Source organism: Caulobacter sp. P4_E5 (genome assembly GCF_056401555.1).
Map to the genome: position 1 here is coordinate 16,294 of NZ_JBFUJD010000025.1, position 26,219 is coordinate 42,512.

The 26,219-nt window shown below is 69.1% G+C and carries 30 protein-coding genes; 18 read left to right on the forward strand and 12 right to left on the reverse strand.

What is annotated here, in order from left to right; genetic code table 11:
• Positions 1-50: 50 nt before the first annotated feature.
• Positions 51-767: a glutamine amidotransferase-related protein gene (locus tag AC1DSO_RS10130; protein ID WP_477068703.1), complete on the forward strand. Its 717-nt coding sequence runs from the start codon at positions 51-53 to the stop codon at positions 765-767.
• A gap of 38 nt (positions 768-805) precedes the next feature.
• Entirely contained in the window at positions 806-1,450 is a 645-nt protein-coding gene (locus tag AC1DSO_RS10135; protein ID WP_477068704.1) for an Isoquinoline 1-oxidoreductase subunit, read from the forward strand.
• On the opposite strand, the gene AC1DSO_RS10140 is transcribed toward AC1DSO_RS10135, so the two are convergent.
• Positions 1,431-2,069, reverse strand: coding sequence for a TetR/AcrR family transcriptional regulator (locus AC1DSO_RS10140; RefSeq protein WP_477068705.1), 639 nt, complete (start codon positions 2,067-2,069; stop codon positions 1,431-1,433). The two genes, AC1DSO_RS10135 and AC1DSO_RS10140, sit on opposite strands and share 20 nt — an antisense overlap.
• 86 nt (positions 2,070-2,155) lie before the next feature.
• Here AC1DSO_RS10140 and AC1DSO_RS10145 point away from each other — a divergent pair, with 86 nt between their 5' ends.
• Positions 2,156-2,800: an O-methyltransferase gene (locus tag AC1DSO_RS10145; protein WP_477068706.1), complete on the forward strand. Its 645-nt coding sequence runs from the start codon at positions 2,156-2,158 to the stop codon at positions 2,798-2,800.
• A gap of 4 nt (positions 2,801-2,804) precedes the next feature.
• On the opposite strand, the gene hemF is transcribed toward AC1DSO_RS10145, so the two are convergent.
• Positions 2,805-3,677 (reverse strand): oxygen-dependent coproporphyrinogen oxidase, encoded by an 873-nt coding sequence (gene hemF / locus AC1DSO_RS10150; RefSeq protein WP_477068707.1) that lies wholly within the window; start codon positions 3,675-3,677, stop codon positions 2,805-2,807.
• Between the two features lie 160 nt (positions 3,678-3,837).
• On the opposite strand from hemF, the gene AC1DSO_RS10155 reads away from it, so the two are divergent.
• Both AC1DSO_RS10155 and AC1DSO_RS10160 read left to right on the forward strand, forming a co-directional pair.
• Complete coding sequence (locus AC1DSO_RS10155) at positions 3,838-5,130, forward strand: acetyl-CoA C-acyltransferase (protein WP_477068708.1); 1,293 nt, start codon at positions 3,838-3,840, stop codon at positions 5,128-5,130.
• A 148-nt stretch (positions 5,131-5,278) separates the two neighbouring features.
• Positions 5,279-5,584 carry a helix-turn-helix domain-containing protein gene (locus tag AC1DSO_RS10160; RefSeq protein WP_477068709.1) on the forward strand — a complete coding sequence of 102 codons (306 nt, stop codon included), beginning with the start codon at positions 5,279-5,281 and terminating at the stop codon, positions 5,582-5,584.
• A 4-nt stretch (positions 5,585-5,588) separates the two neighbouring features.
• Here the strand turns inward: AC1DSO_RS10160 and AC1DSO_RS10165 are convergent, their stop codons facing one another.
• Entirely contained in the window at positions 5,589-5,912 is a 324-nt protein-coding gene (locus AC1DSO_RS10165) for a hypothetical protein (RefSeq protein WP_477068710.1), read from the reverse strand.
• A 50-nt stretch (positions 5,913-5,962) separates the two neighbouring features.
• On the reverse strand, positions 5,963-6,616 hold the full coding sequence (gene phaR / locus AC1DSO_RS10170) for a polyhydroxyalkanoate synthesis repressor PhaR (protein WP_056054798.1): 654 nt from the start codon (positions 6,614-6,616) through the stop codon (positions 5,963-5,965).
• 218 nt (positions 6,617-6,834) lie between these two features.
• Between phaR and AC1DSO_RS10175 the strand changes: the two genes are divergently transcribed.
• From AC1DSO_RS10175 to AC1DSO_RS10190, 4 genes are all read left to right on the forward strand, one after another.
• The gene (locus AC1DSO_RS10175) at positions 6,835-8,010 is read left to right on the forward strand and encodes an acetyl-CoA C-acetyltransferase (RefSeq protein ID WP_477068711.1); all 1,176 of its coding nucleotides are present in this window, start codon (positions 6,835-6,837) and stop codon (positions 8,008-8,010) included.
• A gap of 114 nt (positions 8,011-8,124) precedes the next feature.
• Positions 8,125-8,847, forward strand: coding sequence for an acetoacetyl-CoA reductase (phbB, locus tag AC1DSO_RS10180; protein ID WP_477068712.1), 723 nt, complete (start codon positions 8,125-8,127; stop codon positions 8,845-8,847).
• A gap of 132 nt (positions 8,848-8,979) precedes the next feature.
• A complete protein-coding gene (locus tag AC1DSO_RS10185; protein WP_477068713.1) occupies positions 8,980-9,762 on the forward strand; it encodes a DUF4908 domain-containing protein in 783 nt (260 codons plus the stop codon).
• A gap of 224 nt (positions 9,763-9,986) precedes the next feature.
• Positions 9,987-10,976 (forward strand): LacI family DNA-binding transcriptional regulator, encoded by a 990-nt coding sequence (locus AC1DSO_RS10190; RefSeq protein WP_477068714.1) that lies wholly within the window; start codon positions 9,987-9,989, stop codon positions 10,974-10,976.
• 16 nt (positions 10,977-10,992) lie between these two features.
• On the opposite strand, the gene AC1DSO_RS10195 is transcribed toward AC1DSO_RS10190, so the two are convergent.
• The 3 genes from AC1DSO_RS10195 to gloB form a co-directional block, all read right to left on the reverse strand.
• Positions 10,993-11,436 carry a hypothetical protein gene (locus tag AC1DSO_RS10195; protein WP_477068715.1) on the reverse strand — a complete coding sequence of 148 codons (444 nt, stop codon included), beginning with the start codon at positions 11,434-11,436 and terminating at the stop codon, positions 10,993-10,995.
• Between the two features lie 139 nt (positions 11,437-11,575).
• The gene (locus AC1DSO_RS10200; protein WP_477068716.1) at positions 11,576-12,034 is read right to left on the reverse strand and encodes a cupin domain-containing protein; all 459 of its coding nucleotides are present in this window, start codon (positions 12,032-12,034) and stop codon (positions 11,576-11,578) included.
• A complete protein-coding gene (gloB, locus tag AC1DSO_RS10205; protein ID WP_477068717.1) occupies positions 12,031-12,780 on the reverse strand; it encodes a hydroxyacylglutathione hydrolase in 750 nt (249 codons plus the stop codon). The genes AC1DSO_RS10200 and gloB overlap by 4 nt, the downstream gene beginning before the upstream one ends.
• 65 nt (positions 12,781-12,845) lie before the next feature.
• Here gloB and AC1DSO_RS10210 point away from each other — a divergent pair, with 65 nt between their 5' ends.
• Together AC1DSO_RS10210 and AC1DSO_RS10215 are read left to right on the forward strand one after the other, a co-directional pair.
• Positions 12,846-13,652, forward strand: a complete 807-nt coding sequence (locus tag AC1DSO_RS10210) for a class I SAM-dependent methyltransferase (protein WP_477068718.1) — start codon at positions 12,846-12,848, stop codon at positions 13,650-13,652.
• 72 nt (positions 13,653-13,724) lie between these two features.
• Positions 13,725-14,069, forward strand: a complete 345-nt coding sequence (locus AC1DSO_RS10215) for a P-II family nitrogen regulator (protein ID WP_047411696.1) — start codon at positions 13,725-13,727, stop codon at positions 14,067-14,069.
• A gap of 116 nt (positions 14,070-14,185) precedes the next feature.
• On the opposite strand, the gene AC1DSO_RS10220 is transcribed toward AC1DSO_RS10215, so the two are convergent.
• A complete protein-coding gene (locus AC1DSO_RS10220) occupies positions 14,186-15,760 on the reverse strand; it encodes an MFS transporter (protein WP_477068719.1) in 1,575 nt (524 codons plus the stop codon).
• 92 nt (positions 15,761-15,852) lie between these two features.
• Here AC1DSO_RS10220 and AC1DSO_RS10225 point away from each other — a divergent pair, with 92 nt between their 5' ends.
• Complete coding sequence (locus AC1DSO_RS10225) at positions 15,853-17,364, forward strand: phospholipase D-like domain-containing protein (protein WP_477068720.1); 1,512 nt, start codon at positions 15,853-15,855, stop codon at positions 17,362-17,364.
• On the opposite strand, the gene AC1DSO_RS10230 is transcribed toward AC1DSO_RS10225, so the two are convergent.
• Genes AC1DSO_RS10230 through metX form a run of 3 tightly spaced genes read right to left on the reverse strand, consistent with a single transcriptional unit; the run spans position 17,321 to position 19,937 of the window.
• A complete protein-coding gene (locus AC1DSO_RS10230; RefSeq protein WP_477068721.1) occupies positions 17,321-18,100 on the reverse strand; it encodes an endonuclease/exonuclease/phosphatase family protein in 780 nt (259 codons plus the stop codon). The two genes, AC1DSO_RS10225 and AC1DSO_RS10230, sit on opposite strands and share 44 nt — an antisense overlap.
• Entirely contained in the window at positions 18,097-18,780 is a 684-nt protein-coding gene (gene metW / locus AC1DSO_RS10235) for a methionine biosynthesis protein MetW (protein ID WP_477068722.1), read from the reverse strand. Before metW ends, AC1DSO_RS10230 begins: the two co-directional genes overlap by 4 nt.
• Positions 18,777-19,937, reverse strand: coding sequence for a homoserine O-acetyltransferase MetX (metX, locus tag AC1DSO_RS10240; protein WP_477068723.1), 1,161 nt, complete (start codon positions 19,935-19,937; stop codon positions 18,777-18,779). The genes metW and metX overlap by 4 nt, the downstream gene beginning before the upstream one ends.
• Before the next feature lie 78 nt (positions 19,938-20,015).
• On the opposite strand from metX, the gene AC1DSO_RS10245 reads away from it, so the two are divergent.
• Genes AC1DSO_RS10245 through AC1DSO_RS10270 form a run of 6 tightly spaced genes read left to right on the forward strand, consistent with a single transcriptional unit; the run spans position 20,016 to position 24,397 of the window.
• On the forward strand, positions 20,016-20,528 hold the full coding sequence (locus AC1DSO_RS10245) for a SixA phosphatase family protein (protein ID WP_477068724.1): 513 nt from the start codon (positions 20,016-20,018) through the stop codon (positions 20,526-20,528).
• Entirely contained in the window at positions 20,525-20,869 is a 345-nt protein-coding gene (locus tag AC1DSO_RS10250; RefSeq protein ID WP_477068725.1) for a DUF952 domain-containing protein, read from the forward strand. The genes AC1DSO_RS10245 and AC1DSO_RS10250 overlap by 4 nt, the downstream gene beginning before the upstream one ends.
• Positions 20,866-21,924, forward strand: coding sequence for a quinone-dependent dihydroorotate dehydrogenase (locus AC1DSO_RS10255; protein ID WP_477068726.1), 1,059 nt, complete (start codon positions 20,866-20,868; stop codon positions 21,922-21,924). Before AC1DSO_RS10250 ends, AC1DSO_RS10255 begins: the two co-directional genes overlap by 4 nt.
• The gene (locus AC1DSO_RS10260) at positions 21,921-22,658 is read left to right on the forward strand and encodes a TVP38/TMEM64 family protein (protein WP_477068727.1); all 738 of its coding nucleotides are present in this window, start codon (positions 21,921-21,923) and stop codon (positions 22,656-22,658) included. The genes AC1DSO_RS10255 and AC1DSO_RS10260 overlap by 4 nt, the downstream gene beginning before the upstream one ends.
• 9 nt (positions 22,659-22,667) lie before the next feature.
• The gene (locus tag AC1DSO_RS10265; RefSeq protein ID WP_477068728.1) at positions 22,668-24,158 is read left to right on the forward strand and encodes an ATP-binding protein; all 1,491 of its coding nucleotides are present in this window, start codon (positions 22,668-22,670) and stop codon (positions 24,156-24,158) included.
• Positions 24,159-24,169: 11 nt separating this feature from the next.
• Positions 24,170-24,397 carry a hypothetical protein gene (locus tag AC1DSO_RS10270; protein WP_477068729.1) on the forward strand — a complete coding sequence of 76 codons (228 nt, stop codon included), beginning with the start codon at positions 24,170-24,172 and terminating at the stop codon, positions 24,395-24,397.
• Positions 24,398-24,400: 3 nt separating this feature from the next.
• On the opposite strand, the gene ggt is transcribed toward AC1DSO_RS10270, so the two are convergent.
• Entirely contained in the window at positions 24,401-26,155 is a 1,755-nt protein-coding gene (gene ggt / locus AC1DSO_RS10275; protein WP_477068730.1) for a gamma-glutamyltransferase, read from the reverse strand.
• Positions 26,156-26,219 lie beyond the last annotated feature (64 nt).

Here is a 26,219-nt window from a genome sequence, read left to right on the forward strand (position 1 = left end):
ACCGGTTCGGCGAATAAATTGCGCGCCCAGCAAAAAGTCGGAGGCGTGTCTTGAAGATCGGCCTGCTCGAGACCGGCGAACCGCCGGGCGACCTGATGGAAAAATACGGTAGCTACGCGTCGATGTTCGAGGCGCTGCTGGGCCCCGAGCACAGCTACCGCGTCTACGACGTCCAGAAGGGCGAGCTGCCGGCCGATCCGGCCGAGAACGACGCCTATGTCATCACCGGCTCGTCGGCCGGGGTCTATGACCCCCTGCCCTGGATCGAGCCGCTGAAGGCGTTCCTGCGCGAGGCCAAGGGCGAGGCGGCGATGGTCGGTGTGTGCTTTGGCCACCAGATCATGGCCGAGGCGTTCGGCGGCAAGGTCGTCAAGTCCGACAAGGGCTGGGGCGTGGGCTTGCAGGCCTACGAGGTGGCCGAGCATGAGCCGTGGATGGACGACGCCCGCCACGTCGCCGTGCCCGGCTCGCACCAGGACCAGGTGATCGAGCCGCCGCCCGGCGCGCGGGTGTTGGCGGGCAGCGCCTTCACGCCGTACGGGGTGCTGGCCTATGACGACGCCAAGGCGATCTCGATGCAGTTCCATCCCGAGTTCTCGCCGGCCTACGCCAAGGCCCTGATCGAGGCGCGGCGCGGGACCCGCTTCACCGACGAGCAGGCCGACGCGGCGATCGTCAGCCTGAGCGCCGAAAACGACCGCGACCGGATGGCCGACTGGATCAGCCGTTTCCTGGCCCAAGAAACCGGCAAGGAAACCGACGCCTAAACTGGAGCGTTCCTGTCGGGACCTCCCGGAGAAACGCCATGCGCGCCGCCACTGTCGTGATCCTGGCCGGGGCGCTGGCCGCCGCTGGCGCCGTGATGGCCAGCGGGGCTGCGAACCCGCCCGCCGCGCCGGCGTCCAATCCAGTGGCGCTGAAGACCGCCGCCAGCTTCCAGTCGATCAAGGACCCGACCGCCAGGTCGATCGCGTTGTTCACCGAGGCCGGCAAGGTGATCCAGAGCCCGCGCTGCCTGAACTGCCATCCCGTCCAGCGCGCGCCTACCCAGGGCGACGACCTGCACCCGCACAACCCGCCGATGGTCGCGGGCGACAGTGGCCATGGGCCCGCCGGCATGCCCTGCTTCTCGTGCCACACCCAGGCCAACGTCCCGACCTGGGGCCAGGATATCAAGAGCATCCCGGGCGATCCGAAATGGGCCCTGGCCCCGGCCGAGATGGCTTGGCAGGGCAAGTCGCTGGGCGCGATCTGCGGCCAGATCAAGAATTCCGCCACTAACGGCGGCCGATCGCTGGCCGAGATCCACCACCACGTGGCCGAGGATCACCTGGTCGGCTGGGGCTGGAACCCTGGCGCGGGTCGCGTCCCCGCCCCCGGAACCCAGGCGCAGTTCGGCGAACTGATCAAGGCGTGGATCGACACCGGCGCTAAGTGCCCGAAGGCCTGAGGCTCTCCAGATAGGCGCTGAACATGTCGGCCATGGCGTCGGCATAGGCGGCGATCTCTTCGGCGGTCCGAGGCTTCTCGGAAAACGCCTTGCCGACCTCGCTGAGCGTGGTCTTGATCAGGTCGCCGGCCTGGACGCGTGTCGTTTCCGAGGCTTCAGGCAAGGCCTCGCGCATGAAGTTCAGGACGATGTCGGTCCCGGACGCTCGCGCTTCCTGAGCCTCGGGCGCATCGCGATAGAGCGGGGCGGCGTCGTTCAGCGCCGTGCGCATCTGGGCTTCCTCGCACTCCGACTGGACGAAGGCGTGGACCAGGGCGCGCAGCCGCTCCAGCGGCGGCTTGTCGAGATCCTCCAGAATGCCGCGCAGCATGCCGGTGGTCTGGCGCCACTCGTCGCTCTGCAGCCGGAACAGGATCGCCGCCTTGTTCGGGAAGTACTGGTACAGCGAGCCGACGCTGACCCCGGCCTTCTCGGCGACCCGCGCGGTGGTGAAGCGTTGCGCGCCCTCCTTGGCCAAAACCTGAACAGCCGCTTCCAGGATGGTCGCCACCAGCTCGCTGGAACGGGCCTGTTTCGGCTGCTTTCGCGAGGAAATCCGGGGGCTTGCGTAGTCGGTCATGGACGCCTGGCTTAATGCGAATATCGGAACGCGACGGATTGTTCGTATTTTTGCGGGCGGCGCAAGGACGCGCCTTGGAGATCCTGATGACGACCCTGACCAAGATGGCGCCGCTGCTGGAGCGCCTGTTCACGCTCAGCGACACGGCCCGCCCCGTCTTCTCCGGCGTTCCGGCCGCCGAGCGCGATCGCCTGATGCGCAGCAAGACCGAATACCTCGAACTCTATGGCCACCTGAAGGAGTTTCCCCTGGCGGTGTCGCGCGAGGCCGGCGCGCTGCTCTACATGCTGGCGCGGAGCTGTGGCGCGCGGACGATCGTCGAGTTTGGGACCTCGTTCGGCATCTCGACCCTGCACCTGGCCGCGGCCCTGCGCGACAACGGCGGCGGCCATCTGATCACGACGGAGTTCGAACCGTCCAAGGCCGAGCGGGCCCAGGAGCACCTGATGGCCGGCGGCGTGTCGGACCTGGTCGAGATCCGCCTGGGCGACGCCCTGCAGACCCTGGCCGTCGACCTGCCCGAAACGATCGATCTCGTGCTGCTGGACGGCGCCAAGGCGCTCTATCCCGAGATCCTGGCCCTGCTGGAGAGCCGCCTGCGGCCGGGGGCGCTGATCGTCGCCGACAACGCCGACTACGCGCCCGACTACCTGGCGCGCGTGCGTTCGCCGGACGCCGGCTACCTGTCGGTGCCGTTCGGCGAGGACGTCGAGCTGTCGATGCGCCTGTAGGCCCCTAGGGCCACTTCACGACCGGCGGCATCGAGCTGAGGATCGACTCGACGTTGCCGCCGGTCTTGAGGCCGAACATCGTGCCGCGGTCGTAGAGCAGGTTGAACTCGACGTAGCGACCGCGCTGCACCAGCTGCTGCTCGCGCTCGTCGGCCGTCCAGGCCTCGGCCATCCGGCGGCGGACCAGGTCCGGATAGATCTCCAGGAACGCCCGGCCGACATCCTGGGTGAAGGCGAAGTCCCGCTCCCAGTCGCCGCTGTCGTGATGGTCGTAGAAGATGCCGCCGATCCCGCGCGGCTCGTTGCGATGGGGCAGGAAGAAGTACTCGTCGCACCAGGCCTTGTACTTGGCGTGCCAGGCCGGATCGTACTTGTCGCAGGCGCGCTGATAGGCGGCGTGGAAGTCGATGGCGTCCGGGAAGTCCTGCTGGCGCTGGTAGCCGAGCAGAGGCGTCAGGTCGCCGCCGCCGCCGAACCAGCTCTTCGTCGTGGCGATGAAGCGGGTGTTCATGTGCACGGCCGGCACGCGCGGACTGGTCATGTGGGCGATCAGGCTGACGCCGGTGGCGTAGAAGCGGGGATCCTCGGCCGCGCCGGGCACGTTGGCCGCCATCTCGGGCGTGAAGGTGCCGTGCACCGTCGAGACGTGGACGCCGACCTTCTCGAACAGACGGCCGTGCATCATGCCCATGACGCCGCCGCCGCCGGCCGCGCGGTCCCAGGGCTTCTTCTCGAACCGGCCCGGTTCGCCTGGATAGAGGTCCGCCGGCGCCTCGTCCTCCAGCTGTTCGAACGCGGCGCAGATCTGGTCGCGCAGGCTTTCGAACCACGCCTTGGCGCGCGCCTTCTTGGTGTCGAGGTCTTGATCGGTGCTCATGCCAGCCGATTAAGCCCCCGCGCGCCCGTGTGCAAATAGGGGCATGCGCCTAAGGGGCCGACCGGACGCCGAAGTTGCGGCAGGTCATGGCGATGTTCGACAAGAAGGAATGGGCGACCCCATATAGGCCAAGGTTTCCGCGCTCCCGGAGTTCACGCCCATGCCCGCCGCCAAGTCGTCCGCTTCGAAGGCCTCCAACGTCTGGTTGGCCGCCGGCGTCCGCACCCCGTTCGCCAAGGTGGACGGGCCGCTGGCCTCTTACGATGCGATCGAGCTGTCCGTGCCCGTCGTGAAGGCGATGCTCGCCAAGGGCGCGCGACCTGACTTCGCGGTCTGGGGCACGGTCATCCCCAACCTGACCTGGAGCAATATCGCCCGCGAGGTGCTGCTGGACGCCGGCGCCGACCCGACCATCCCGGCCTTCTCGACGGTGATGGCCTGCTCGACCAGCATGATCGGCGCGATCCAGGCGGCGGGCATGATCGACGGGCGCGGCCGCGATCTCGCCCTGGTCGGCGGCGTCGAGAGCATGAGCCGGGTGCAGATCGGCCTGTCGGTCGCCCTCTCCGACTGGATCCGCAGGTTCCAAGGCGCCCGGACCGGCCAGCAACGGCTCCAAGCCCTCGGCGCTCTGAACCTCAAGGACGTGCGGCTGTTCATTCCCAAGGTCGCCAACCGGGTCACCGGCCTCTCCATGGGCGAGCACACCGAGATCACCGCCAAGGACTGGAACCTGTCGCGCGCCGACCAGGACGCCATCGCGCTGTCCAGCCACCTCGACGCGGTGAAGGGCTGGGAGAGCGGCTTCTTCGACGACCTGGTCATCCCAATCGGCGGCGCTAAGCGCGACACCATCCCGCGCAAGGACACCTCTCTGGAGAAGCTGGCCAAGCTGGGGCCCGCCTTCGACAAGACCGGCGGCAAGGGCACGCTGACGGCGGGCAATTCCTCGCCCCTGACCGACGGGGCGGCGGCGATCTGGGTCGGCTCGGAGGCGGGTATCGGCCGCCTGCCTGGCGAGACGCCGAAGGTGCGGATCGTCGACCACGAGGTCACCTCGATCGACCTGCGTCACGAGGGCCTGCTGATGGCCCCGGCCTATGGCGTGCCGCGCCTGCTGGCCCGCAACGGCATGACCTATGCCGACGTCTCGCTGTGGGAGATCCACGAGGCCTTCGCGGCCCAGGTGCTGTCGCACATCGCCGCCTGGGAAAGCGCCAAGTTCCTGTCGGAGAAGGCGGGCGTGGCGGCGCCGCTGGGCCAATTCCCGCGCGAGCGCATGAACCCGCATGGCGGCAGCCTGGCCCTCGGTCACCCGTTTGGGGCCACCGGGGCGCGCATCCTCAGTCAGGCGGTGAAGGAGTTGGCCGCCCGTCCGAAGGGCGAACGCGCCATCGTCAGCATCTGCGCCGACGGCGGCCAGGGCACGATGATGATGCTGGAGAGCGCATAAGCGCTTTGGAGTTAGGTCAGCGCCGTGAAGATCAGGGCCACGATGGCGACGTCGAAGATGCGGATGGCGACGGACAGCATGGAGGGCTCGCGGCGTTGAGTTCAACGACGATCAAGCAAGACTGGCGCCAAGCGGGCGATCGCCGCTGATGGCCCTGTTCTTCGACGCCCCTTGGTACGACGCGCGCCTGGCCGAGCGCGGCCTGACCCGCGCCGTCCTGGCCGCCGCGGCGGGTCTGGCCGAGGCGGAACTCAGCCTGGCCTTCAAGGATCAGCGCGAGCTGTCGATGCGGGAAGTGTCTGCTTTCGCCGAGCTTCTGGGCGTGACGACCGCCGAAGCCGCCTCGCGGGCTGGCGTCAGGCCGCCGCCGCCGAGCGACAGCCAGCGGATCGCGGACCTCGAGGCGCGCGTCGCGGCTCTGGAGGCCGAGCTGGCCGCCTTGAAGCGTCGATGAACCGCTAGATGTTGGTCTTCTTCAGCAGGCCCGCCTTGGGACGGCGGTCGGCCTCGCCGGAATATTCCGTCCCGAGATAGGTCGATCTGGCCGTGTCGAGCACTTCCTGCCCACCGCGCAGGCCGCGCTTCTGGCCGGATTGACCCATGACGTGGGCGGCGAAGGCGGCGAAGCCTTCGCGGCGCGGCGGCCGGGGCGGCGGCGGCGTCTCGTCCTCGACGACGAACACCGTCTCCTCGTCGGTCTCATGACGATCGCTGTCGCGCGGCGCCGGCAGGGCGCGGCGCGCGGGACCAGAGCGTCGAATGGGATCGATCGGGTCGTTCATGGTCAAGGACCGTAGGACCGAGACGGTTAAGAACGCCTGGACCGGCGTGGTTAAGGCTTGTTCGCCAACTTGGCGAGCTGCTCCTGCATCGCCTCCATCTGGCGCTTCAGATCGGCCAGGGAATCGTCGCTGGACGGGGCGGCCGCGGGGGCCGGCGCAGGCTCGGCCTGGGCGGCGGCCGCGGCGTCTTCCGGGCGGACATAGGCGAACGGCGAGAACATCTTCATGGCCCGGTCGAACAGGGCCATGTTCTGGCGGATCTGTTCTTCGTAGACGCCCATGCCGGGGATCTTGCCCGGCGCCATGCCCGCGAACTGGCCGCGCATGCGCTCTTGCTGCTTGGAGAAGCTCTCCAGCGACATCTCGAGGTACGAGGGCAGGAAGGCCTGCATCGAATTGCCATAGAAGCCGATCAGCTGGCGGAGGAATTGGATCGGCAACAGGTTCTGACCGCCGCCGCGGTTCTCTTCCTCGAAGATGATCTGGGTCAGGACCGAGCGCGTGATGTCGTCGTTGGTCTTGGCGTCGTAGACCACGAAGTCGACGCCCTCCTTCACCATGTCCGACAGGTGTTCGAGGGTGACGTACGAGGAAGACGCTGTGTTGTAGAGGCGACGGTTGGCGTATTTCTTGATGATCACGCGTTGACCGGCCGATTTCTCGGCTCCGGCGGCCGTTTCGCCTTTTTCAGGGTTCTCGGACATTTCGTTCCCTAGGACAGCGGTTACGTCCGCTTCTCGCACCGCAGTATCGCGGATGCAAAGGCATGGCGCCAGTGGTCTGATGACTTGGACGCGCCGCCAAGGCATGAAAATGTGCTCGTGACGAACGCGGTTCGGATGTGCATGCTGATGCTGCACTGCAAAAGAACGGACGCCGCAACCGCGCAAGCGTCACGTCAGAACGTCACGGGAGCTATCGCATGAGCGACATCGTCATCGTTTCCGCCGCCCGCACGCCGGTCGGCTCGTTCAACGGGGCGCTCGCCAGCTTGCCCGCCTCCGACCTCGGCAAGCTCGCGATCGAGGCCGCCGTCTCCCGCGCCGGCCTGACGCCGGCCGACATCGACGAGGTGATCCTGGGCCAGGTGCTGCAAGCCGCCGCCGGCCAGGGCCCTGCCCGTCAAGCCTCCGTCAAGGCCGGCATCCCACTGGAGAGCCCGGCCTGGAGCCTCAACCAGCTGTGCGGCTCGGGCCTACGCGCCGTGGCCCTGGCGGCCCAGCAGATCGCCGCGGGCGACGCCAAGATCGTGGTGGCCGGCGGCCAGGAGAGCATGAGCCAGGCGCCTCACGCCCAGAACCTGCGCGGCGGCCAGAAGATGGGCGACCTCAGCTTCGTCGACACCATGATCAAGGACGGGCTGTGGGACGCCTTCCACGGCTACCACATGGGCCAGACGGCCGAGAACATCGCCAACCGCTGGCAGATCACCCGCGAGGACCAGGACAAGTTCGCCGTCGCCAGCCAGAACAAGGCCGAGGCGGCCCAGAAGGGCGGCAAGTTCGACGAGGAGATCGTCCCGGTCACCATCAAGGGCCGCAAGGGCGACACGGTCGTCGACAAGGACGAGTTCATCCGTCACGGCGCGACGCTGGAAGGCATCGCCGGCCTGAAGCCCGTGTTCAACAAGGAAGGCACGGTCACCGCGGCCAACGCCTCGGGCCTCAATGACGGCGCCGCGGCCCTGGTGCTGATGAGCGCCGACGAAGCCGCCAAGCGCGGCCTGAAACCCCTGGCCCGCATCGCCTCGTGGGCCAATGCCGGCGTCGATCCCGAGATCATGGGCACCGGCCCGATCCCGGCCTCGAAGAAGGCGCTGGAGAAGGCGGGCTGGAGCGTATCCGACCTCGACCTGATCGAAAGCAACGAGGCCTTCGCCGCTCAGTCGCTGTGCGTGGTCCGCGAGCTGGGCCTCGACCCGGCCAAGGTCAATGTCAACGGCGGCGCCATCGCCATCGGCCACCCGATCGGCGCCTCGGGCGCGCGGATCCTGACCACCCTGCTGCACGAGATGAAGCGGTCTGGCGCCAAGAAGGGCCTGGCCACCTTGTGCGTCGGCGGCGGCATGGGCGTGGCCATGTGCGTCGAGGCCGTCTGAGCGCCTGGAGCCTGCTAAGACAGCGCAACCTTAACCGTGGCCGCGCGCTTCCTCTCCTTGCGGGAGCGCGCGGATCACGTGCAACCATAAGAATCTGCGATCGGGAGAGACAAGATGACGAGAGTTGCGTTCGTGACCGGCGGCACGCGCGGGATTGGCCGAGCGATCTGCGAACGACTGGTGGCCGACGGCATGAAGGTCGCGGCCGGCTATTCCGGCAATGAGGAAGCGGCCGCCGCCTGCGCCAAGCAACTGGGCGTGATGGTGGTGAAGGGCAATGTCGGCTCGTTCGACGATTGCGCCGCCGCCGTGAAGAAGGTCGAGGCCGAACTGGGTCCGATCGACGTGCTGGTCAACAACGCCGGCATCACSCGCGACGGCATGCTGCACAAGATGACCTACGAGCAGTGGTCGGAAGTGATCCGGGTCAACATGGACTCGGCCTTCAACATGACCCGCCCGGTGATCGAGGGCATGCGCGAGCGCAACTGGGGCCGGATCGTCAACATCAGCTCGATCAACGGCCAGAAGGGCCAGATGGGCCAGACCAACTATTCGGCCGCCAAGGCCGGCCTGATCGGCTTCACCAAGGCCCTGGCCCTGGAGAACGCCAAGAAGGGCGTGACCGTCAACGTGATCTGCCCCGGCTATATCGACACCGAGATGGTGGCCGCGGTGCCGGAGGCCGTGCTGGCCAGCATCATCGCCGGCATCCCGGTCGGCCGCCTGGGCAAGGGCGAGGAGATCGCCGACATGGTCTCGTTCCTGGCCGGCGAACGCGCGGGCTTCGTGACCGGCGCCACGCTCAGCCTGAACGGCGGCCAGTACATGGCTTGACCTGAACCTCACGGCCTCCCCGAAGTCGAGACTTGACGGCGAGTGTTGCTGTTTGGCCTCATGTGCGTGACTTCGGGGAGCGGACGCTAACGCGTCCAAGATTCGCCCCAGTCGACGGGCAGTACGGATCGCATGAAATTCTGTAAGGCGGAGTTGGGCGTCTCTGGCGCCAGGGCGACCCTGACGATCGCGGCTCTGATGGTCATGACGGCGTCGGCGAACGCCCAGCAACTGCCGCATTCGCTGCGGGACGCCCTGCTCGGCCACAAGGGTCCGGCCGAGGCTCGCCGGGTCGCAGCCCCGCCCGTGGCGCGCTACGTCTCCGAAACCGGCGGCGGCTTCATCTTCGATCAGGCCGCGCCCCAGCCGCTGATGAAATTCGACAACAGCACCGAGATCTGGGTGCTGTCCCCCCAGCCGGCCTCGCGCGGCGACGTCATCTACCGCAACGACCTGGGCGAGCCCGTGCTGCGGGTGACCAAGCTGGGCGGGATGATCCTGTTCACCGACGATGCCCCGATGGGCGCGGCCGCCGCCGTGTCGGGCCGAGCGTCGTCCATTCAGCCGCCGGCGATCATCTCGTTCAAGGTCTTCGTGCAGCGCGTCACGATCGCCACGGCGCGCGCCAGTCGCGCCGCCCAGCACGACATCGAGTTCGCGACGGTGCAGGACGTGCGCCCCGAGACCTCGGTCCTGGCGGCGGATTCGGCCACCGTCGTGGCGGAAGCCTTCGAACGCATGGCGCGCAAGGGCGACCGTTCGCTGATCTCGCGGATCTTCCGCGTGCTGCTGGCCGAGGGTCGCAAGCCGGCCGCCATCTTGAAGGACGGGGCCCTAACCATCTTCTATTCGCCGGACCAGGGCCTGGCCGGACGCCCGTCGTCAAAGCGCATCATCAAGGTGCTGAACCGCTGACGCGCTTGCCTCTGCAAATTTTGCAAGCGTAACCATAAGCCCTCAGCCGCCGTTTACCCCGCTGAAATATCGGTGTTCGCCAACACGGCCTCGTGGCGTCGTCCCCCGCGCACAACCGCGCATATTGCGACGCCGTCGAGGCTTTTCGCGCGTCCGCAAGGTTCTATTGTCTCGTCATGGATAACTCCGACATCGTGGAGGCGCCCGAACGCGGGCGCCTGAAGATGGCCGATATCGCCCGGATGGCGGGCGTGTCGATCTCGACGGTGTCGCGCGCCCTGGCGGGCAACCCGCTGATCCCCAAGACCCTGCGCGACCAGATCGTCGAGATCGCCCAGATCCACGGCTATGTCGTCAATCAGTCGGCGCGCAATCTGCGCCTGCGCAAGACCGACACCATCGGAGTCGTCATCCCCGTCGCCCACGAGGCCGGGCAGCTGATCTCAGACCCGTTCTTCCTGGAGATGATCGGTCGCCTGGCCGACGAGATCACCCGCCGCGACTATTCGGTCCTGCTGAACAAGGTGGTCGTCACCGAGGCGGGCTGGCTGGAGCGGATCATCCAATCGCATCGCGCCGACGGCCTGCTGCTGATCGGTCAGAGCACCCAGCACGCGGCGCTGAACGCCGTCGCCGACGTCTACAAGCCGATGGTGGTCTGGGGCGCCCGACTGCCGGGTCAGCGCTATTGCGCGGTCGGCAGCGACAACATCGAAGGCGGCCGGCTGGCCGTGGCGCACCTGGTCGGCGCCGGTCGCGAGCGCATCGCCTTCCTCGGCCCGATCGACGCCCCCGAGGCGGCCCAGCGCTTCGAGGGCTACAAACAGGGCCTGGCCGAGGCGGGGATCGCCTTCGATCCCGCCCTGGCGGTCCCGACGCCCTATACGCTGGAGGAGGCGCAGCGGGCGGTGGCGGCTTTTGTGTCCACCGGCGTCGCCTTCGACGCCGTGTTCGCCTTTTCGGACATCGTCGCCCTGGCCGCGATCGGCGCCCTGACCGAGGTCGGCAGGACCGTTCCCGGGGATGTGGCGGTGGTCGGTTTCGACGACATCGTCCTGGCCCGCCACAGCGCCCCGCCCCTGACCACGGTGCGGCAGGACCTGGCGTTCGGGGCGCGGGCGATGGTCGACCTGCTGTTCCGCCGCATGGCCGGCGAGGACGCGACCTCGACCCTCGCGCCCGTCGAGCTGGTGGTGCGCGGCAGCAGCCTTTAGCCGCTCCCTCGCGAACCTAGGCCGCCTCGACGCCGATCGTCTTCAATTCCTTGAGGAAGCGGGTCAGGCTGACATGCGACCGCTTCAGGCCGTGGAGGACCTCAGGCTTGGACAGGGCCGATTGCGGGACGATGAAGCCCTCGCGGCCGATGCGCTGGGCCATGCCCTTTTCCAGCATCTCGACGAAGCGCCGGCGGACGGTTTCGTACGGCAGGCCCAGGGAATCGGCGACTTGGCGGACGGTCAGCGGCCGGCGCTCTTGGTCCGGCGGAATGTCGTTGACGTCGGCATAGACGCCTCCGCCCCGGATGTGTGAGCAATTGCCGGCCCACAGGGTGGTGAAAACGAGGGCGTAAAGTAGGTCCGAACCGTGGACCTCAGCGGCGATTTCGACCCAGCGTAAAATGTAATCCGTCGCGTAGCGGGTGGCCGCGCGAGCGTTGACGTACTCATCGGACATAGGTGACTCGGTTCCCCTGGTCGGCGCGAACAAGCGTGACCTGAAAAGGATTGCATGGCTCGTCGAACGACGCCATGCGACCAAGTTGCCCACTTTGGGTACCCCAATCGGGGATCGCGTCAGGTTGACGCGGCTGGGGTCAACCGCGCGACGGACTCCAATCGCGCGGCGCCATCTCGAAGCCCTCGAACCGGAAGCCCGGCGCCACGGTGCAGCCGACCAGGGTCCAGGCGCCCAGGCTGACGGCGGTCTGCCACCACAGGGTCGGGACGATCACCTGGGGCCGGCAGCCGGCGCGGAGGTCGGGGCTGAGGACATAGCCGGTCGCGCCCGCGCCATCGGGCGGCGACAGGGTCAGCGAGAGCGGCGCGCCGGCGTACCAGTGCCAGGTCTCGACCGCGTCGACCCGATGCCAGGCCGACATCTGTTCGGCCTCCAGCAGATAATAGATGCAGGTCGAGGCCGGGCGGCCGTCGGGCCCGGGCGCATCCTGAAAGGTCTGGCGATACCAGCCGCCCTCGGGATGCGACTGAAGGTCCAGCATCCGGACGATTTCCTTGGCGCCCAGGTCGCCGGCGATACCATTCACGCTGCTCATCCCTTGAAGCTGTCCTTGGCGGCCCGGATCTCGGCGAAGGCCTGGGCGGGCGAGCCAGCCTCCGGCCTTAGCAGCGGCGCGCGCAGGAACGGATTGGTGGCCTTCTCGGCCGCGATGGTGGTCGGCACGGTGGCTTCGCCGCGTTCGCGGGCCGCGAACACCGCCTCGGCACGGGCCTTCAGGGCCGGGTCGTCGTCGACCGACAGGGCGAAGCGGGCGTTCGAGGCCGTGTATTCGTGAGCGCAATAGACGGTGGTGTCGTCCGGCAGGTCGGTGACCCGCGCCAGCGAGTCCCACATCTGCTCGGGCGTGCCCTCGAACAGTCGCCCGCAGCCCAGGGCGAACAGGGTGTCGCCGACGAAGGCGATGTGGTCGGCCGCGTCGTGATAGGCGATGTGGCCCAGGGTGTGGCCGCCGGCGTCGATCACCGCGAACCGCGTCTCGCCCAGCATCACCACGTCGCCGCCGCGCACGACCCGGTCGAGAGGCGCGATGCGGGTCACCTCGGCTGGGCCGGTGATCGTCGCGCCGGTGACCTTCTTCAGCGCCTCGTTGCCGCCGGCATGGTCCGGATGCCAGTGGGTGTTGAGGATCAGGTCCAGGCTCCAGCCCAGCTTGGCCAGCTGCGCGAGGATGGCGTCGGCGTCGGGCGTGTCGATGGTCGCGACCTTGCCCGTGGCTTCGTCGCGGATGAGGAAGCCGTAGTTGTCGGACAGGCACGGGAACTGGTGAACGGTCAGGGACATCGGCTTGCTCTATCGCCGCGACGCGGGCGCGAATACAAGGATGGCCTCGATGCCTGGGAGACTCAATGCGCCGCGACGTGCTGGACCTCCGAGCCTTCTACGCCGCCCCCTTGGGCCGCGCGGCGAGGACCATGCTGACCCGCAAGGTCGAGGAAGCCTGGGGCGACACCCGGGGACTCGACGTGCTGGGCGTCGGCTACGCCACGCCCTTCCTCGATGCGGCCCGGACCAACGCCCGGCGCGTCGTGGCCGCCATGCCCGCCCAGCAGGGGGTGGAGGTCTGGCCGCACGGCGGCCGCAACCAGGCGTGCCTGGTCGAAGAGACCGCCCTGCCCCTGCCGAACGCCATGTTCGACCGCGTCCTGGCCGTCCATGCCCTGGAAGAGGCCGACGACCCGGCCGCCCTGCTGGCCGAGATCGGCCGGGTGATGGCGCCCACCGGCCGGCTGATCGTGGCGGCCTCGTCGCGCGACGGGGTCTGGACCGGCGCCGAGCGCACACCGTTCGGCCACGGCCGCCCCTACAGCCGCAGCCAGCTGGAGAGCCTGATCCGTGAGGCGGGCCTGGAGCCGGCCGGCTGGACCCGCGCCCTCTATGTTCCGCCCGTCGGGGCCATGGCCAGCTGGGCCGAAGGGTTCGAGCAGGTGGGCGCGCGCCTGTGGCCGCGCTTCGCCGGAATCATCCTGATGGAGGCGATCAAGCAGACCTTCGCGGTCAAGCCGCGCGGCCATCGGGCCCGCGCCCGGGTGTTCGCGCCGGGCGTTCTGCTGCCCAGTCCCGCGGGCCCGACCCCTGCGCGCCACACCGGCGGGCGGCCTATTCCCGTTCAAAAGGCGCCCGTTCAAAAGGCGCCGAGCGGTCGAGACCGCTGATCTGACTTGGAGCGAAGCGTTTCGACGCCTAGCTTGGAGTCGCAACAACCGTTCGCTCCTGGGAGCCGCGCCATGAAGATGATCGTCGCCGTGATTAAGCCGAGCCGCCTGGACGCGGTGCTCGAAGCGGTCACCGAGGCGGGGGCGTCAGGGCTGACGGTCACCGAGGTCCGCGGCTACGGTCGCCAGAAGGGCAAGACCGAGGTCTATCGCGGCGCCGAATACGAGGTGAAGCTGCTGCCGAAGGTCAAGCTGGAGATCGCCGTGCCGACCGACGTGCTCGAGCCCGTCATCGAGGCCCTGCAGCGCACCGCCAACACCGGCAAGATCGGCGACGGCAAGGTCTTCGTCCTGGACCTGGAACAGGCCCTGCGGATCCGCACCGGCGAACGCGACGCCGCGGCGATCGCGGGCTGACCAGACCTGTCATCCCGGGCGTAGCGTAGCGCAGACCCGGGACCGCCACAGGCTCTGAGTTTTCGGCGGTCCCGGCTCGGCGCGCTGCGCGCTTGTCCGGGATGACAGGGTTGGAGCTACTTCTCCAAATCCCGCAGATCCCGCCCGCGCGTCTCCGCGCCGAAGCGCGCCGTCAGCAGCGCGGCGATGGCCAGCGGAATGATGATCACCAGCGCGGCGACCTTCAGGGCCGGCACCGCGCCGAGGATGCCGAGGAGCTGGGCGATCAGTCCGCCGGACTTGCTGCAGGCGGCGATCCAGCCGGTGGCCCGGCCCCGGACCCGCAGCGGATAGCTCTCGGCGGCGTAGGGCAGCAGGATGGCCAGCAGGCCGTTCGTGCCGATGATCATCAGGGCCACCGGCAGGATCGGGCTGGCGCCGTCCTCGATCGTCAGCACGCCCGCCACGCCGATGGCGCTGACCACCATCGTGCCGACCAGCGACCATTTGGTGCTCCAGCGGCTGTAGAGGAAGGCGCAGACGAACACCGTCGGGAAGGCGATCAGGGCCGACTTGGCCAGCAGCTGACTGGAGACGCCCATGCTGTAGCCCTTGGACACCAGCTCGGCCGGCAGCCACAGCAGCAGGCCGAAGTTCACCAGCCCCCACGCGACCGCCGCGATGCTCAAGGCCGCGGTCATGCCGGCGAAACGCCGCTCGATTGGCGGAGCGGTCAGGACGTGGTGGTGGTCAGCGGCCTCCACCGGCGTTTCGTCACGCTCGCGCACCACCGAGCCGAACCGCTTCATGATCGCGTGGGCGGCGTCGATCCGGCCGATGGTCATCAGGAACTTGGCCGACTCGGGGATCGCGCCGGACAAGGCGATCAGGATCAGGCCGGTCGGCAGGTTGAGGAACCACATGATCCGCCAGCCGAACTCGGGCTGCAGCAGCGCCGAAAGGCCCGAGGAGGCCAGATAGCCGCCGACCGCGCCCAGGCCGCCGACCAGCACCAGGCTCCAGCCGCGATGCTTGGACGGCATGGTCTCGGCCAGCAGGGCGTAGACCACGGGCAGCAGGCCGCCGGCGGCCGCGCCCATCATGAAGCACATGCCGACGTTCCACCAGAAATCGGGCATGGCCCCGCAGATCGAGGTGCCGACGAACATCACCGCCGACAGCAGGATCGAGGCCCGGCGGCCGAAGATGTCGGCCAGGATCCCCCAGATGATCGAGCCGGTCACCGTGCCGGTCAGGGCCGCAAACGGCAGCCAGGCGACCATGGCCTTGGAGACCTCGTACTCCTTGATCATGCCCGGCACGACGAAGCCCAGGCTGGCGGGCTTCATGATGTCGATGATCAGGGCCACCACCAGGGTGACCATCAGGCCCCAGTGGGCGGGCGACAGCGGCGCGTCCTCGGGCGGGGTGACGTCGACGGTATGGTGGTCATGGCTATGGTCATGCCCACGACGGGGCAGCAGGCCCCAGCCGGCCAGGGCGCAGCCGGGCGGGATGATCAGCATGCCGATGGTCATGCCCATATCCATGGGCATGCCCGCCAGCCGGTAGCCGATGTCCGCGCCCATCAGGTACATCGGCAGGTGCAGCAGCACGCCGGCCGTGACTACCAGACAGCCGAGCCAGAACGCCCACAGCCTCTGTCGGTCTGACAGGACGTGGGGCGCTTTCGAGGGATCAATCGTGGTCATGGCTGCTAGGCTCTTGTTTCTTGGGACGTGACTCCGAAGCGGAGCCATAACACGGGTCCGCGCGTTGTCGCATCTCACGGCTTTGGGGTGACATGAGTCCGAATTCTTCCGTCTTTCAACCGGGATACAACTGCTGGCGGGTCGAGCCCGCCGACCGCGTGGCCCTGTTCATCGACAACGACGAGGCGTTCGACGCCCTGAAGCCCCTGATCCTGGCCGCCAAGAAGTCGATCTGGATCCTGGCCTGGGTGTTCGATCCCCTGACCCGCCTCGACCCCGACCGGGTGAGACGGAGCCGCGATCCGACCCACGCCGACCGCATTGGCTTGATCCTGAGACGCCAGGCGGCGCTGAACCCGGCGCTGGACGTGCGGGTGCTGACCTGGGACATGCCCTTCCCGATCGCGGCCTCGCAGCTGTTCGGCCCGCATCGCGGCGCGGCCTTCTTCGCCGGCTCGCGGGTCAAGTACCGGCTGGACGCCACCCTGCCCGCCAGCGCCTGCCACCATCAGAAGGCGGTGATCATCGACGGCGTCAGCGCCTTCGTCAGCGGCGGCGACATCGGCGTCGATCGCTGGGACGACACCCGCCACCTCGACAACAATCCGCTGCGCCGCCTGCCCACCGGCCGCCACTATCCGGCCCGGCACGAGGTCTCGATGCTGGTCGACGGCCGGGCGGGCGAGGCCATGGCCGACCTCTTCGTCGATCGCTGGCGGGCCTCGGGCGGCGATCCGATCGAGCGTCCCGGACGACCCGAGGAAACGCCCTGGCCGGAGGATCTGCTGCCGGACCTGCGTCGCACCTCGATCGCCATCGCCCGCACCTCGGCCGAGTGGCAGGGGCGGCCCGAGATCACCGAGTGCATGCTGCTGCACCTGTCGTCCATCCAGCGGGCCCGACGGCTGATCTATCTGGAGAACCAGTACCTGACCTCGCCGATCATCGTCGAAGCCCTGGCCGAGCGCCTGGCCGAGCCCGACGGTCCCGAGGTGGTGACGATCGGCCCGGCGCGCAGTCCCAGCTATTTCGACCAGATGACCATGGATAGCGCCCGCACGGCGGCGATCAACCGCCTGCGCGAGTTTGACCCCTACAAGCGCTTTTCCGCCTTCTCGGCCCACACGCCCAAGGGCGCGCCGATCATCGTCCACTCCAAGGTGGCGATCATGGACGACTGGCTGCTGCGGATCGGCTCGGCCAATCTGAACAACCGCTCGATCGGCCTCGACAGCGAGTGTGACCTGGCCTTCGAGGGCCATTCGGACCTCGAGCGCGAGACGATCCGCGGGTTCCTGGGGCGGCTAGTCGGCCATTTCCTGGATCGCTCGACCGCCGACGTGCTCGAGGCGATGGAAAGAGAAGGCGGCCTCGCCGCGGCGATCAACGCCCTGGACGTCCGGGGCGGTCCGCCGCGCCGGCTGCAGCCCGTGCCGACGCGCAAGCTGACCGGGGTTCAGCAGTTCATCGCCGACTGGAGCCTCGGCGACGCCATCGCGCCGGACGACGCCTGGCGCCCCTGGGGCCGCCGGGCTCGCCTGCGGCGCGACATCGCCCGGCTCACCGCGCCGCCGCCGCAGCCTCCGGAGCGTTTTCAGCCGTGATCTCCAGGTCCACGACCAGCGGCAAGTGGTCCGAGGCGACCCGCGCCCGCCCGTCATAGGGCGAGCTGACGCCACGCGTCTCCAGGCCCTTGGTCAGGAAGACGTGGTCGATCCGCATGAACGGGAAACTGGACGGGAAGGTCGCCGTCGCCGGGCGCGGCCAGGTCGGGGTGGGCGCCTGGGCGTCACGCAGGGCGGTGCGCAGCATCCTGTAGGTCGCCGAATAGGGCGTGGCGTTGAAGTCGCCCAGCACCACGCCCGGCGCCAGCCAGCCGTCGGCGCCCATCCAGTCGGGACCCAGCAGGGCCGCGGCTTGGCGCTTCTGCTCCTGGGGCACCAGGCCCAGGTGGGTGTTGATGATCTGGACCTTGGTCCCGCCGACCTCGACCTCGATCCACAGCGCGCCGCGCGGCTCCAGGCCAGGGACGCGGCGATAGAGGGGCAGGCCCTTGGCCTTGATGCGCCGTTCGGGCAGCGCCGTCAGGATGGCGTCGCCATAGAGTTCCTCTTCCACCGTCATGGCCGGGTGAAAGTGGAAGCTCATCTTCAGCAGCTCGGCGAGGCGGTGGGCCTGGTCGACGCCCTTGGTGCGGGCCCGGCGGACGTCCAGCTCCTGCAGGGCCACGACGTCCGGCCGTTCGGCCGCGATGACCTCCGCCACACGCTCGACATCGAGGGTGCGGTCCGTGCCCACGCAGCGGTGGACGTTGTAGGTCATTAGACGAAGCGTCTTCATCCGTCGAAGAGATCGCCCGAACCGGGCGGAAGTTCCCCCCCGCCAAGTTTTTGGGTCGGCGCCAGGCCGTTGCGGCTGAGCATGAACAGGCAGCTTTCGGCGCGCCAGTTCTCCAGCGTGCTGGCCGGGTTCATCGACCGCGCCGGACCCTGGCCGGCGAAGGCGGCGCACGCGTCGACACGCAGGTTCAGATCCGCCGTCAGGGCCAGGAAGTCGGCCAGGGTGCAGAGGTGGATGTTCGGGGTCGACCACCACGGCATCGGCAGGGCCTTGGTCTCGGGCATCCGGCCGCGGCTGAGCAGCGACCAGCGCACCCGCCAATGGCCGAAGTTCGGGAACGAGACGATAGCCCGGTCGGCGATGCGCAGCAGCTCGTCCAGCACGTGGCGCGGGTTGCGGGTCGCCTGCAGGGTCTGGGACAGCACCGCGTAGTCGAACGAGCGATCGGGGAAGTGGTCGAGGTCCTGGTCCGCGTCGCCCTGCACCACCGATAGGCCGCGCGCCATGCAGGCGGCGACGCCGCTGGCGCTGATCTCCAGCCCCCGGCCATCGACCTGCTTTTCGTGGGCCAGCAGGTCCAGCAGCACGCCTTCGCCGCACCCGACATCCAGCACCCGCGCGCCGGGGCGGACCAGGCGCAGGATCTCGCGGAAGTCCTCGCGGATGATCGTGTTCGTCACGTCAGCCCTCGGTCGCGCTCGGCCGAACTCAGGAAGCCGGCCAGGGCCGCGTCCATCACCGGCTCGTCCAGCAGGAAGGCGTCATGGCCCTTGTCGCTCTCGATCTCGGCGAAGGCCGCGCGGGCCCCGGCGGCGGTCAGGGCGCGGACCAGGTGGCGGCCCTCGGCCGTGGGATACAGCCAGTCGCTGGTGAAGCTGAGCACGCAGAAACGCACGTCGCGGGCCCGGGTGAAGGCCTTGGCCAGCACGCCGCCATGGCCGGCGGCGATGTCGAAATAGTCGGTGGCCCGGGTGATGTAGAGATAGCTGTTGGCGTCGAACCGGTCGACGAAGCTGGCGCCCTGGTGGCGCAGGTAGCTCTCGACCTGGAAGTCGGCGTCAAAGCCCCACGACAGGCCGTCGCGCTTCAGCTCGCGGCCGAACTTCCGCTGCAGGGCCGGTTCCGACAGATAGGTGATGTGGGCGGCCATCCGCGCCACGGCCAGGCCCTTCTCGGGCCGCACGCCGTGGTCGGCATAGGCGCCGCCGCGCCAGTCCGGGTCGGCCATGATCGCCTGGCGGCCCACCTCGTGGAACGCGATGTTCTGGGCCGAGTGGCGTGAGGCCGAGGCCAGGATCACCGCGCTGAACAGGCGTTCGGGATAGTCGACCGCCCACTGCTGAGCCTGCATGCCGCCCATCGAGCCGCCGATCACCGCGAACAGGGTGTCGATGCCCAGCGCCTTCACCAGCATGGCCTGGGCGCGGACCATGTCGGGAATGGTGATCACCGGGAACGACAGGCCATAGGGCTTGCCGGTGGCCGGATTGGTCGAGGCCGGGCCGGTCGAGCCCATGCAGCCGCCGATCACGTTCGAACAGATGATGAAGTGCCGCTCGGGATCCAGCGGCTTGCCGGGCCCGATCATCCGCAGCCACCAGCCGGGCTTGCCCGTCGTCGGGTGCGGTGAGGCGACATATTGGTCGCCGGTCAGGGCGTGGCAGATCAGGACGGCGTTGGACTTGTCGGCATTCAGGGTCCCGTAGGTCTGATAGCCGATCTCCAGGCCCTCGATCACGCCACCGGAATCGAGCCGCAGGGGTTCGTTGGCGGGAAAGAGCCAGGTTCCCCCACCGATGGGCGTGTCGGCGAGCGTGAGCAAATCGAGCGCAGCCATGCCGCCTTGGAGCGCTTGGCGAAGAAGGTGTCAACCGCCCGCTTCCTGACAAGGCGACGGACCGCTATGGAGGACGCCATGGAGCGACTGATCTTGATGCGCCACGGCAAGGCCGAGCGGCACGCCGCCAGCGGCGGCGACTTCGAGCGCGCCCTGGCCGACAGCGGCCGGGCGGACGCCGCCGTCATGGGCAAGATGCTGGCCGGCCTGGGCCTTGTCCCCGACCTGCTACTGGTCTCTTCGGCCCGGCGCACCCGCGAAACGGCCGAGCAGGTCGCCGCCAGCTTCCCCAAGACGCGGGTCGAGCTCTCGCGCGATCTCTATCACGCCGATCCGGAAGAGATCGTCCAGACGCTGGAGGACGAGGGCGACGCGGCCGCGACGGTCATGGTGGTGGGTCACAATCCCGGCATGCACGAACTGGCCCTGCAGTTGGCCGTTCAAGGCGGCGCCTCGCCCATCCAGACCAACAAGCTGCGGGCCCGCTTTCCGACGGCGACGGTGGTGGTGTTCAGTTGGGGCGGCGGCGGCCCCCCGGTGCTGGAACATCTGTGCTACGCCAACGAGAACGGCGGAGCCGGCGGCGAATGACCCTGATCTACAAGATCCTGTCCCGCGCCGAGTGGGAGGCCGCCAAGGCCGCCGGCCAGTTCGACGGCTCGGCCGTCGATCTTCAGGACGGCTTCATCCACCTGTCGGCCGCCGACCAGGCCCAGGAGACCGCCGCCAAGTGGTTCAAGGGCCAGGCCGACCTGGTCCTGCTGGGCGTCGAGGCCGAGAGCCTGGGCGAGGACCTGAAGTGGGAAGCCTCGCGCGGCGGGGCGCTGTTCCCGCACCTCTATCGGCCGCTGCTGGTCGGCGAAGTGTTGAGCCAGGCCGATCTCGAACTGGACGCCGGTGGCGTACCGCAGCTGGGCGTTCTTTCCGCATGAGCCTTCATGATCTCGCCGCCCGCGCGCTGCACGCCTTCGATCCCGAGGACGCGCACGGCCTGGCCATCCGGGGCTTGAAGCTGGGCCTGGGCCCCCGCGACGGCGGTCCGGACGATCCGATCCTGGCGATAAGGCTCGCGGGCCTGGATCTGCCCAACTGCGTGGGCTTGGCCGCCGGCTTCGACAAGAACGCCGAGGTTCCCGACGCCATGCTGGACGCCGGCTTCGGCTTCGTCGAAGCGGGAACGGTCACGCCCCTGGCCCAGGCCGGCAATCCGCGTCCACGGCTGTTCCGCCTGACCAAGGACCAGGCGGTGATCAACCGCATGGGCTTCAACAACGGCGGCCTGGACCCCTTCGCTCGACGCCTGGCGGCGCGCCAGGGCAAGGGCGGCGTCGTCGGGGCCAATATCGGGGCCAACAAGGACGCCAGCGACCGCATCGAGGACTACGTCATCGGCCTGACCCGGCTGTGGGGCCTGTCGGACTATTTCACCGCCAACATCTCCTCGCCCAATACGCCCGGCCTGCGCGCCCTGCAGACCAAGGCCGCGCTGGAGGAGCTGCTGGGCCGGCTGTCCGAGACCCGCGCGGCGATGAAGGTCTCCACCGGCCGCGACTATCCGATCTTCCTGAAGGTGGCGCCGGATCTCGAGGATGGCGAGGTCGAGGCGATCGTCGAGACCGTGGTCGGCGCGGGCCTGGACGCCATTATCGTCAGCAACACCACCATCGCCCGCCCCGAGAGCTTGAAGTCGGCCCAGGCGCGCGAGAGCGGCGGCCTGTCGGGCGCGCCGCTGCTGGCGCCGTCGACGGCGGTGCTGGGCCGCTTCCACGCCGCCGCCGCCGGCCGCGTGGCCCTGATCGGGGCCGGCGGGATCGCCAGCGGCGCGGACGCCTACGCCAAGATCCGCGCCGGCGCGCGGGCGGTGCAGCTCTATTCGGCCCTGGTCTATGGCGGCCCGGGCCTCGTCACCCGGATCAAGCGCGACCTGGCCGCCCGCCTGCGGGCCGACGGCTTCACGGCGGTCGAGGACGCGGTCGGAGCGCCATGACGCGCGAAGGGGCTCTCAAGCTGCTGCGCCGTTTCGGACCGCTGGCGGTCATCGTCATCCTGTTCGTGGCCGCCTTGGCCAGCGGGGTGGCCGACCACATCTCGCTGGAGGAACTGCGCGCGCGGGGCAGCCAGCTGCAGAGGTTCGCCCACGAGCGGCCCCTGCTGTGCGTGGCGATCTACCTGGCGATCTATGTCGGCTCGGTCGCCGTCTCGCTGCCGGGGGCGCTGATCCTGTCGCTGACCGGCGGGTTCCTGTTCGGCCCGATCGGCGGCGGGTTCGCGGCCGTGACCGGCGCCACGGGCGGCTCGACCGTGATCTATTCGGTGTTCCGCACCGCCTTCGGGGACATCCTGCGCCGCAAGCCGGGCGCGTTCCTGGCCCGGGTCGAGGAGGGCTTCAAGGGCGACGCCTTCAACTACCTGCTGACCCTGCGCCTGATCCCCGCCTTTCCGCTGCTGATCGTCAATGTCGCGGCCGGGCTGATGAACATTCCCATCCGCACGTTCGTGATCGCCTCGGTGCTGGGCATGATCCCGAGCTCTTTCGTCTATGCCGGAATCGGCGCGGGACTTGGCCATATCTTCGCGCAAGGTGGGCCGGTGACGCTGGAAACCCTCTTCTCGCCACGTATCTATCTTCCAATCATCGGCATGGGCGTTCTGGCCTTTCTGCCGCCTTTGTGGCGCCATTGGCGCAAAGGGCGCGGAGCCGCGCCGCTGGACGAGAAGTAGCCGCCCCGGATGGTCGAAACGGTTTCGCCGTCGGAGACTGAGCCCGCCCCGCCCCGGAAGCGATTTCCGTGGCCCGGCGGCCTGTCGGCGCGCCTGCTGCTGTTCACCGCCATCGTCGTCACCCTGGGCGGCCTGCTGGTCTTGCCGCCGACCTTGGCCGACTACGAGCGGCAGTGGCTGCTGGACCGGGTGCGGGCGGGCGAGCTGGCCTCGACCATCGCCGAGTCCGATCCGAACCTGCGAGTCAGCGACGCCGTCGCCAACCAGATGTTCGACCAGGCTGGGGCCGTTACGGTCGCGGTCCAGGCCGAGGGCGCACGGCGTCTGGTTCTACCGCCCAAGCAGCCGTTCGAGACGCCCTATCTGGTCGACCTGCGCCGCCAGAACCCAGGCTCGTGGCTGGCCGCGCCCTACTTCACCCTGACCAGCCCCAAGGGCAGCATGGTCCGGGTGATGGCCGAGCCGCGCTTCCGCAAGGCCGAGTTCGTCGAGGTCGTGCTGCCCGACGCCCCTCTGAAGGCGTTGCTGGTCACCTATTTCTGGCGCCTCACCGGAATCACCATCTTCGTGGCGGCCCTGGCTGGCCTGTTCGTCTACGCCTTCCTGAACATCTTCCTGGTCCGGCCGATGCAGCGGATCACCCGGGCCATGGAGGCCTTCCGGGGCGATCCCGACGACCCGGCCGCCCGCATCACGGTATCCAAGCGTCGCGACGAGATCGGCCGCGCCGAGCTGGAGCTGGACCGGATGCAGACCGACCTGCTGACCGCCCTGGCCTCCAAGGCCCGCCTGGCCGCCCTGGGCGAGGCGGTGGCCAAGATCAATCACGACCTGCGCAACATGCTGACCAGCGCCCAGATGGCCTCGGACCGCTTGGCCGCCCTAGGCGACCCCAAGGTGGCCCAGGCGCTTCCCCGTCTCGAAAGGGCCCTGGACCGCGCCATCACCCTGGCCTCGGACGTCATGGCCTACGGCAAGTCCAAGGAGCCGGAGCCAGTCGTGCGGCCGATGTCGCTGCGCCCCGCCCTGGACATGGCCGCCGAGGACGCCGGCCTGACGCCGCAGGGCGTGGGCCTGGAGACCGTCATCGACCCGCGCGAGCAGGTGCTGGCCGATCCCGACCAGCTGCACCGCATCCTCACCAACCTGCTGCGCAACGCCCGCGAGGCCATCGAGGGCGCCCCGGACCGGGGCGGCAAGGGCAAGGTGTTCGTCGAGCTGCGTCGCGCTGACGGCACGAGCATCCTGCGCCTGTCCGACGACGGCCCCGGCGTGCCCGAGCGGGCTCGCGCCAATCTGTTCCAGCCGTTCGTGGGCTCGGTGCGGCGCGGCGGCACGGGCCTGGGCCTGGCTATCGCCCGCGAGTTGGCCCAGGGTCATGGCGGCGATCTGGCCCTGGTGGAAACCGGTCCGGGGGGCTCGGTGTTCGATCTGACTCTGGCTGGCGCTCCAGAGCCGCTGCCGGAACCGGACGACCGGGCCGGCGCGTCCACAGCCTAGGAGGCAGTCCGATGACGACCTGGACCATCGCGGTGAAGATCGGCGCTTCCCCGGACAGCGCCTCCATCCACGAGATCACGGTCGACGCGCCCGACGCGCCAAGCGCCCTGCGCCGCGTGGCCGCCATGGTCGCGGTGCAGGAGGCGGCCGACGCCGAACTGCTGATCGACGGCCAGGAGGAGGTGTTCTCCCGCGCCGAGGTCGAGGCGGGCCTGGAAGAGCACCAAGCCCAAACCTAGGCCCTAGAGCCCCTTGGCCACGCCCTCGCGACGCGGATCGGCGCCGCCTTCCAGCACGCCGCCCGGGCGCACGATCACGCCGTGCAGGCCGGAGGTTTCCAGCTGGCCCACCTTGAGCGGCACGCCGCGCGCGTTCAGCGCCGCCAGCATCGGCGGGCCGAACAGGTCGGCGTCGCCCGAGAACATGTCGCCCCGCGCCACGATGTTGGGCAGCGACACGGCCTGCTGCATGTTCAGCCCCCAGTAGAACAGCCCGACCATGGCCTTCAGATTGTAGGACAGGATGGCGTTGCCGCCCGGCGAACCGACCGCGGCGAGGAACTTGCCCTTCTTGTCCAGCACGATGGTCGGGGCCATCGACGAGCGCGGGCGCTTGCCCCCGGCCACGGCGTTGGCCGCCGGCGCGCCGTCCTTCTCCTTCGGCGAGAACGAGAAGTCGGTCATCTGATTGTTCAGGAAGAAGCCGCCGACCATCCGGCCCGAGCCGAAGATGCTCTCGACCGTGGTGGTCATCGAGACGACGTTGCCCTGCGGGTCGACGACGACCAGATGGGTGGTGCCGCCGGGCTCCTTGGTCATGTCGACGCCGACCTTGGGCGCGCCCTTGGGATGGCCGAACGGCGGCGCCGCGCCGGCGGTCTCCGTGATCAGCTTGGCGCGCTGAGCGACGTATTTCGGGTCCAGCAGACCCTTCACCGGCACCGTGACGTAAGACGGATCGCCCACATAGCGGTCGCGGTCGGCGTACATGACCCGCTCGGCCTGGGCCAGTTGGGTCCAGGCCACCGGATCGGTGGGGCCGCGCTTGCCGATGTCGGTGTGCTCGAGCATTTGCAGCGCCTGGATCACCGCCAGGCCGCTGGACTGCGGGTTGGGGACGCAGACGCTGTAGACCTTCCACGTACGGCACAGGGCGTCGGCCGAGCGCGGCCTGTAGGTCTTGAGATCCTGCAGGGACATGGCGCCAGGCAGCTCGCCCTCGTGCACGCGGTCGACGATCGCCTGGGCCAGCGGGCCTTCGTACAGGGCCGAGGGGCCCTCGGCGGCGATCCGGCGCACGGTCTGCGCATAGGCAGGGTTCTTCAGCACGTCGCCGGCCTGGTAGCGCCCGCCCTCCGGCTTGGTGAAGTACTTGACCGCGTCGGGCGCGGACGCCTGCGGCGCGCGGCTGGCGACCATGCCGGCCAGGCGCGGGCTGACCACGAAGCCGTCGGCGGCCAGCTTTTCGGCGTCGCTGAACAGGGCGCTCCAGGCGATCCTGCCGTGTTCCTTCTGGGCCTGGGCCAGCATGGCCACCGCGCCCGGCACGCCGGTGGCGCGGCCGGACAGCACCGCCTTCACGAAGGGCAAGGGCTTGCCGTCGGGGGCCAGGAACATGTCCGCCCCCGCGCCGGCGGGGGCCTTCTCGCGGCCGTCATAGGCCGTCACCTTGCCGGTCTTGGCGTCGTAGAACACCAGGAACGCGCCGCCGCCCAGCCCCGAGCTCTGCGGCTCCACCAAACCCAGCACCGCCTGGATGGCCACGGCCGCGTCGACCGCGCCGCCGCCGTCGCGCAACACGCGCAGGCCCGCCTCCACCGCCAGCGGATTGGCGGCGGCGACCATGCCCTTCGACGGGGTGGAGGTGACGGGCGCCTTGGGCGTGGGCATGCCCAGCGGGATCGACTCGGCCCGGATCGACTCGGCTTGGGCGGCGACCGGAGACAGCGTCAGATGAAGCGCGGCGGACAGGGCGAGCAGGGAAACGAAACGACGCATACGGATCCTCATGACGAACGCTGGCGCGTGACGGACAGGCTCCAAGCGCGGCCTGCCCGCCGCG

Bases quoted from the DNA above. Each gene is read 5' to 3' on its own strand.
- AC1DSO_RS10135 (WP_477068704.1), top strand. From the start codon at position 806: ATGCGCGCCGCCACTGTCGTGATCCTGGCCGGGGCGCTGGCCGCCGCT.
- AC1DSO_RS10140 (WP_477068705.1), bottom strand. From the start codon at position 2,069: ATGACCGACTACGCAAGCCCCCGGATTTCCTCGCGAAAGCAGCCGAAA.
- AC1DSO_RS10145 (WP_477068706.1), top strand. From the start codon at position 2,156: ATGACGACCCTGACCAAGATGGCGCCGCTGCTGGAGCGCCTGTTCACG.
- hemF (WP_477068707.1), bottom strand. From the start codon at position 3,677: ATGAGCACCGATCAAGACCTCGACACCAAGAAGGCGCGCGCCAAGGCG.
- AC1DSO_RS10155 (WP_477068708.1), top strand. From the start codon at position 3,838: ATGCCCGCCGCCAAGTCGTCCGCTTCGAAGGCCTCCAACGTCTGGTTG.
- AC1DSO_RS10160 (WP_477068709.1), top strand. From the start codon at position 5,279: ATGGCCCTGTTCTTCGACGCCCCTTGGTACGACGCGCGCCTGGCCGAG.
- AC1DSO_RS10165 (WP_477068710.1), bottom strand. From the start codon at position 5,912: ATGAACGACCCGATCGATCCCATTCGACGCTCTGGTCCCGCGCGCCGC.
- phaR (WP_056054798.1), bottom strand. From the start codon at position 6,616: ATGTCCGAGAACCCTGAAAAAGGCGAAACGGCCGCCGGAGCCGAGAAA.
- AC1DSO_RS10175 (WP_477068711.1), top strand. From the start codon at position 6,835: ATGAGCGACATCGTCATCGTTTCCGCCGCCCGCACGCCGGTCGGCTCG.
- AC1DSO_RS10185 (WP_477068713.1), top strand. From the start codon at position 8,980: ATGAAATTCTGTAAGGCGGAGTTGGGCGTCTCTGGCGCCAGGGCGACC.
- AC1DSO_RS10190 (WP_477068714.1), top strand. From the start codon at position 9,987: ATGGCCGATATCGCCCGGATGGCGGGCGTGTCGATCTCGACGGTGTCG.
- AC1DSO_RS10195 (WP_477068715.1), bottom strand. From the start codon at position 11,436: ATGTCCGATGAGTACGTCAACGCTCGCGCGGCCACCCGCTACGCGACG.
- AC1DSO_RS10200 (WP_477068716.1), bottom strand. From the start codon at position 12,034: ATGAGCAGCGTGAATGGTATCGCCGGCGACCTGGGCGCCAAGGAAATC.
- gloB (WP_477068717.1), bottom strand. From the start codon at position 12,780: ATGTCCCTGACCGTTCACCAGTTCCCGTGCCTGTCCGACAACTACGGC.
- AC1DSO_RS10210 (WP_477068718.1), top strand. From the start codon at position 12,846: ATGCGCCGCGACGTGCTGGACCTCCGAGCCTTCTACGCCGCCCCCTTG.
- AC1DSO_RS10215 (WP_047411696.1), top strand. From the start codon at position 13,725: ATGAAGATGATCGTCGCCGTGATTAAGCCGAGCCGCCTGGACGCGGTG.
- AC1DSO_RS10220 (WP_477068719.1), bottom strand. From the start codon at position 15,760: ATGACCACGATTGATCCCTCGAAAGCGCCCCACGTCCTGTCAGACCGA.
- AC1DSO_RS10225 (WP_477068720.1), top strand. From the start codon at position 15,853: ATGAGTCCGAATTCTTCCGTCTTTCAACCGGGATACAACTGCTGGCGG.
- AC1DSO_RS10230 (WP_477068721.1), bottom strand. From the start codon at position 18,100: ATGAAGACGCTTCGTCTAATGACCTACAACGTCCACCGCTGCGTGGGC.
- metX (WP_477068723.1), bottom strand. From the start codon at position 19,937: ATGGCTGCGCTCGATTTGCTCACGCTCGCCGACACGCCCATCGGTGGG.
- AC1DSO_RS10245 (WP_477068724.1), top strand. From the start codon at position 20,016: ATGGAGCGACTGATCTTGATGCGCCACGGCAAGGCCGAGCGGCACGCC.
- AC1DSO_RS10250 (WP_477068725.1), top strand. From the start codon at position 20,525: ATGACCCTGATCTACAAGATCCTGTCCCGCGCCGAGTGGGAGGCCGCC.
- AC1DSO_RS10255 (WP_477068726.1), top strand. From the start codon at position 20,866: ATGAGCCTTCATGATCTCGCCGCCCGCGCGCTGCACGCCTTCGATCCC.
- AC1DSO_RS10260 (WP_477068727.1), top strand. From the start codon at position 21,921: ATGACGCGCGAAGGGGCTCTCAAGCTGCTGCGCCGTTTCGGACCGCTG.
- AC1DSO_RS10265 (WP_477068728.1), top strand. From the start codon at position 22,668: ATGGTCGAAACGGTTTCGCCGTCGGAGACTGAGCCCGCCCCGCCCCGG.
- AC1DSO_RS10270 (WP_477068729.1), top strand. From the start codon at position 24,170: ATGACGACCTGGACCATCGCGGTGAAGATCGGCGCTTCCCCGGACAGC.
- ggt (WP_477068730.1), bottom strand. From the start codon at position 26,155: ATGCGTCGTTTCGTTTCCCTGCTCGCCCTGTCCGCCGCGCTTCATCTG.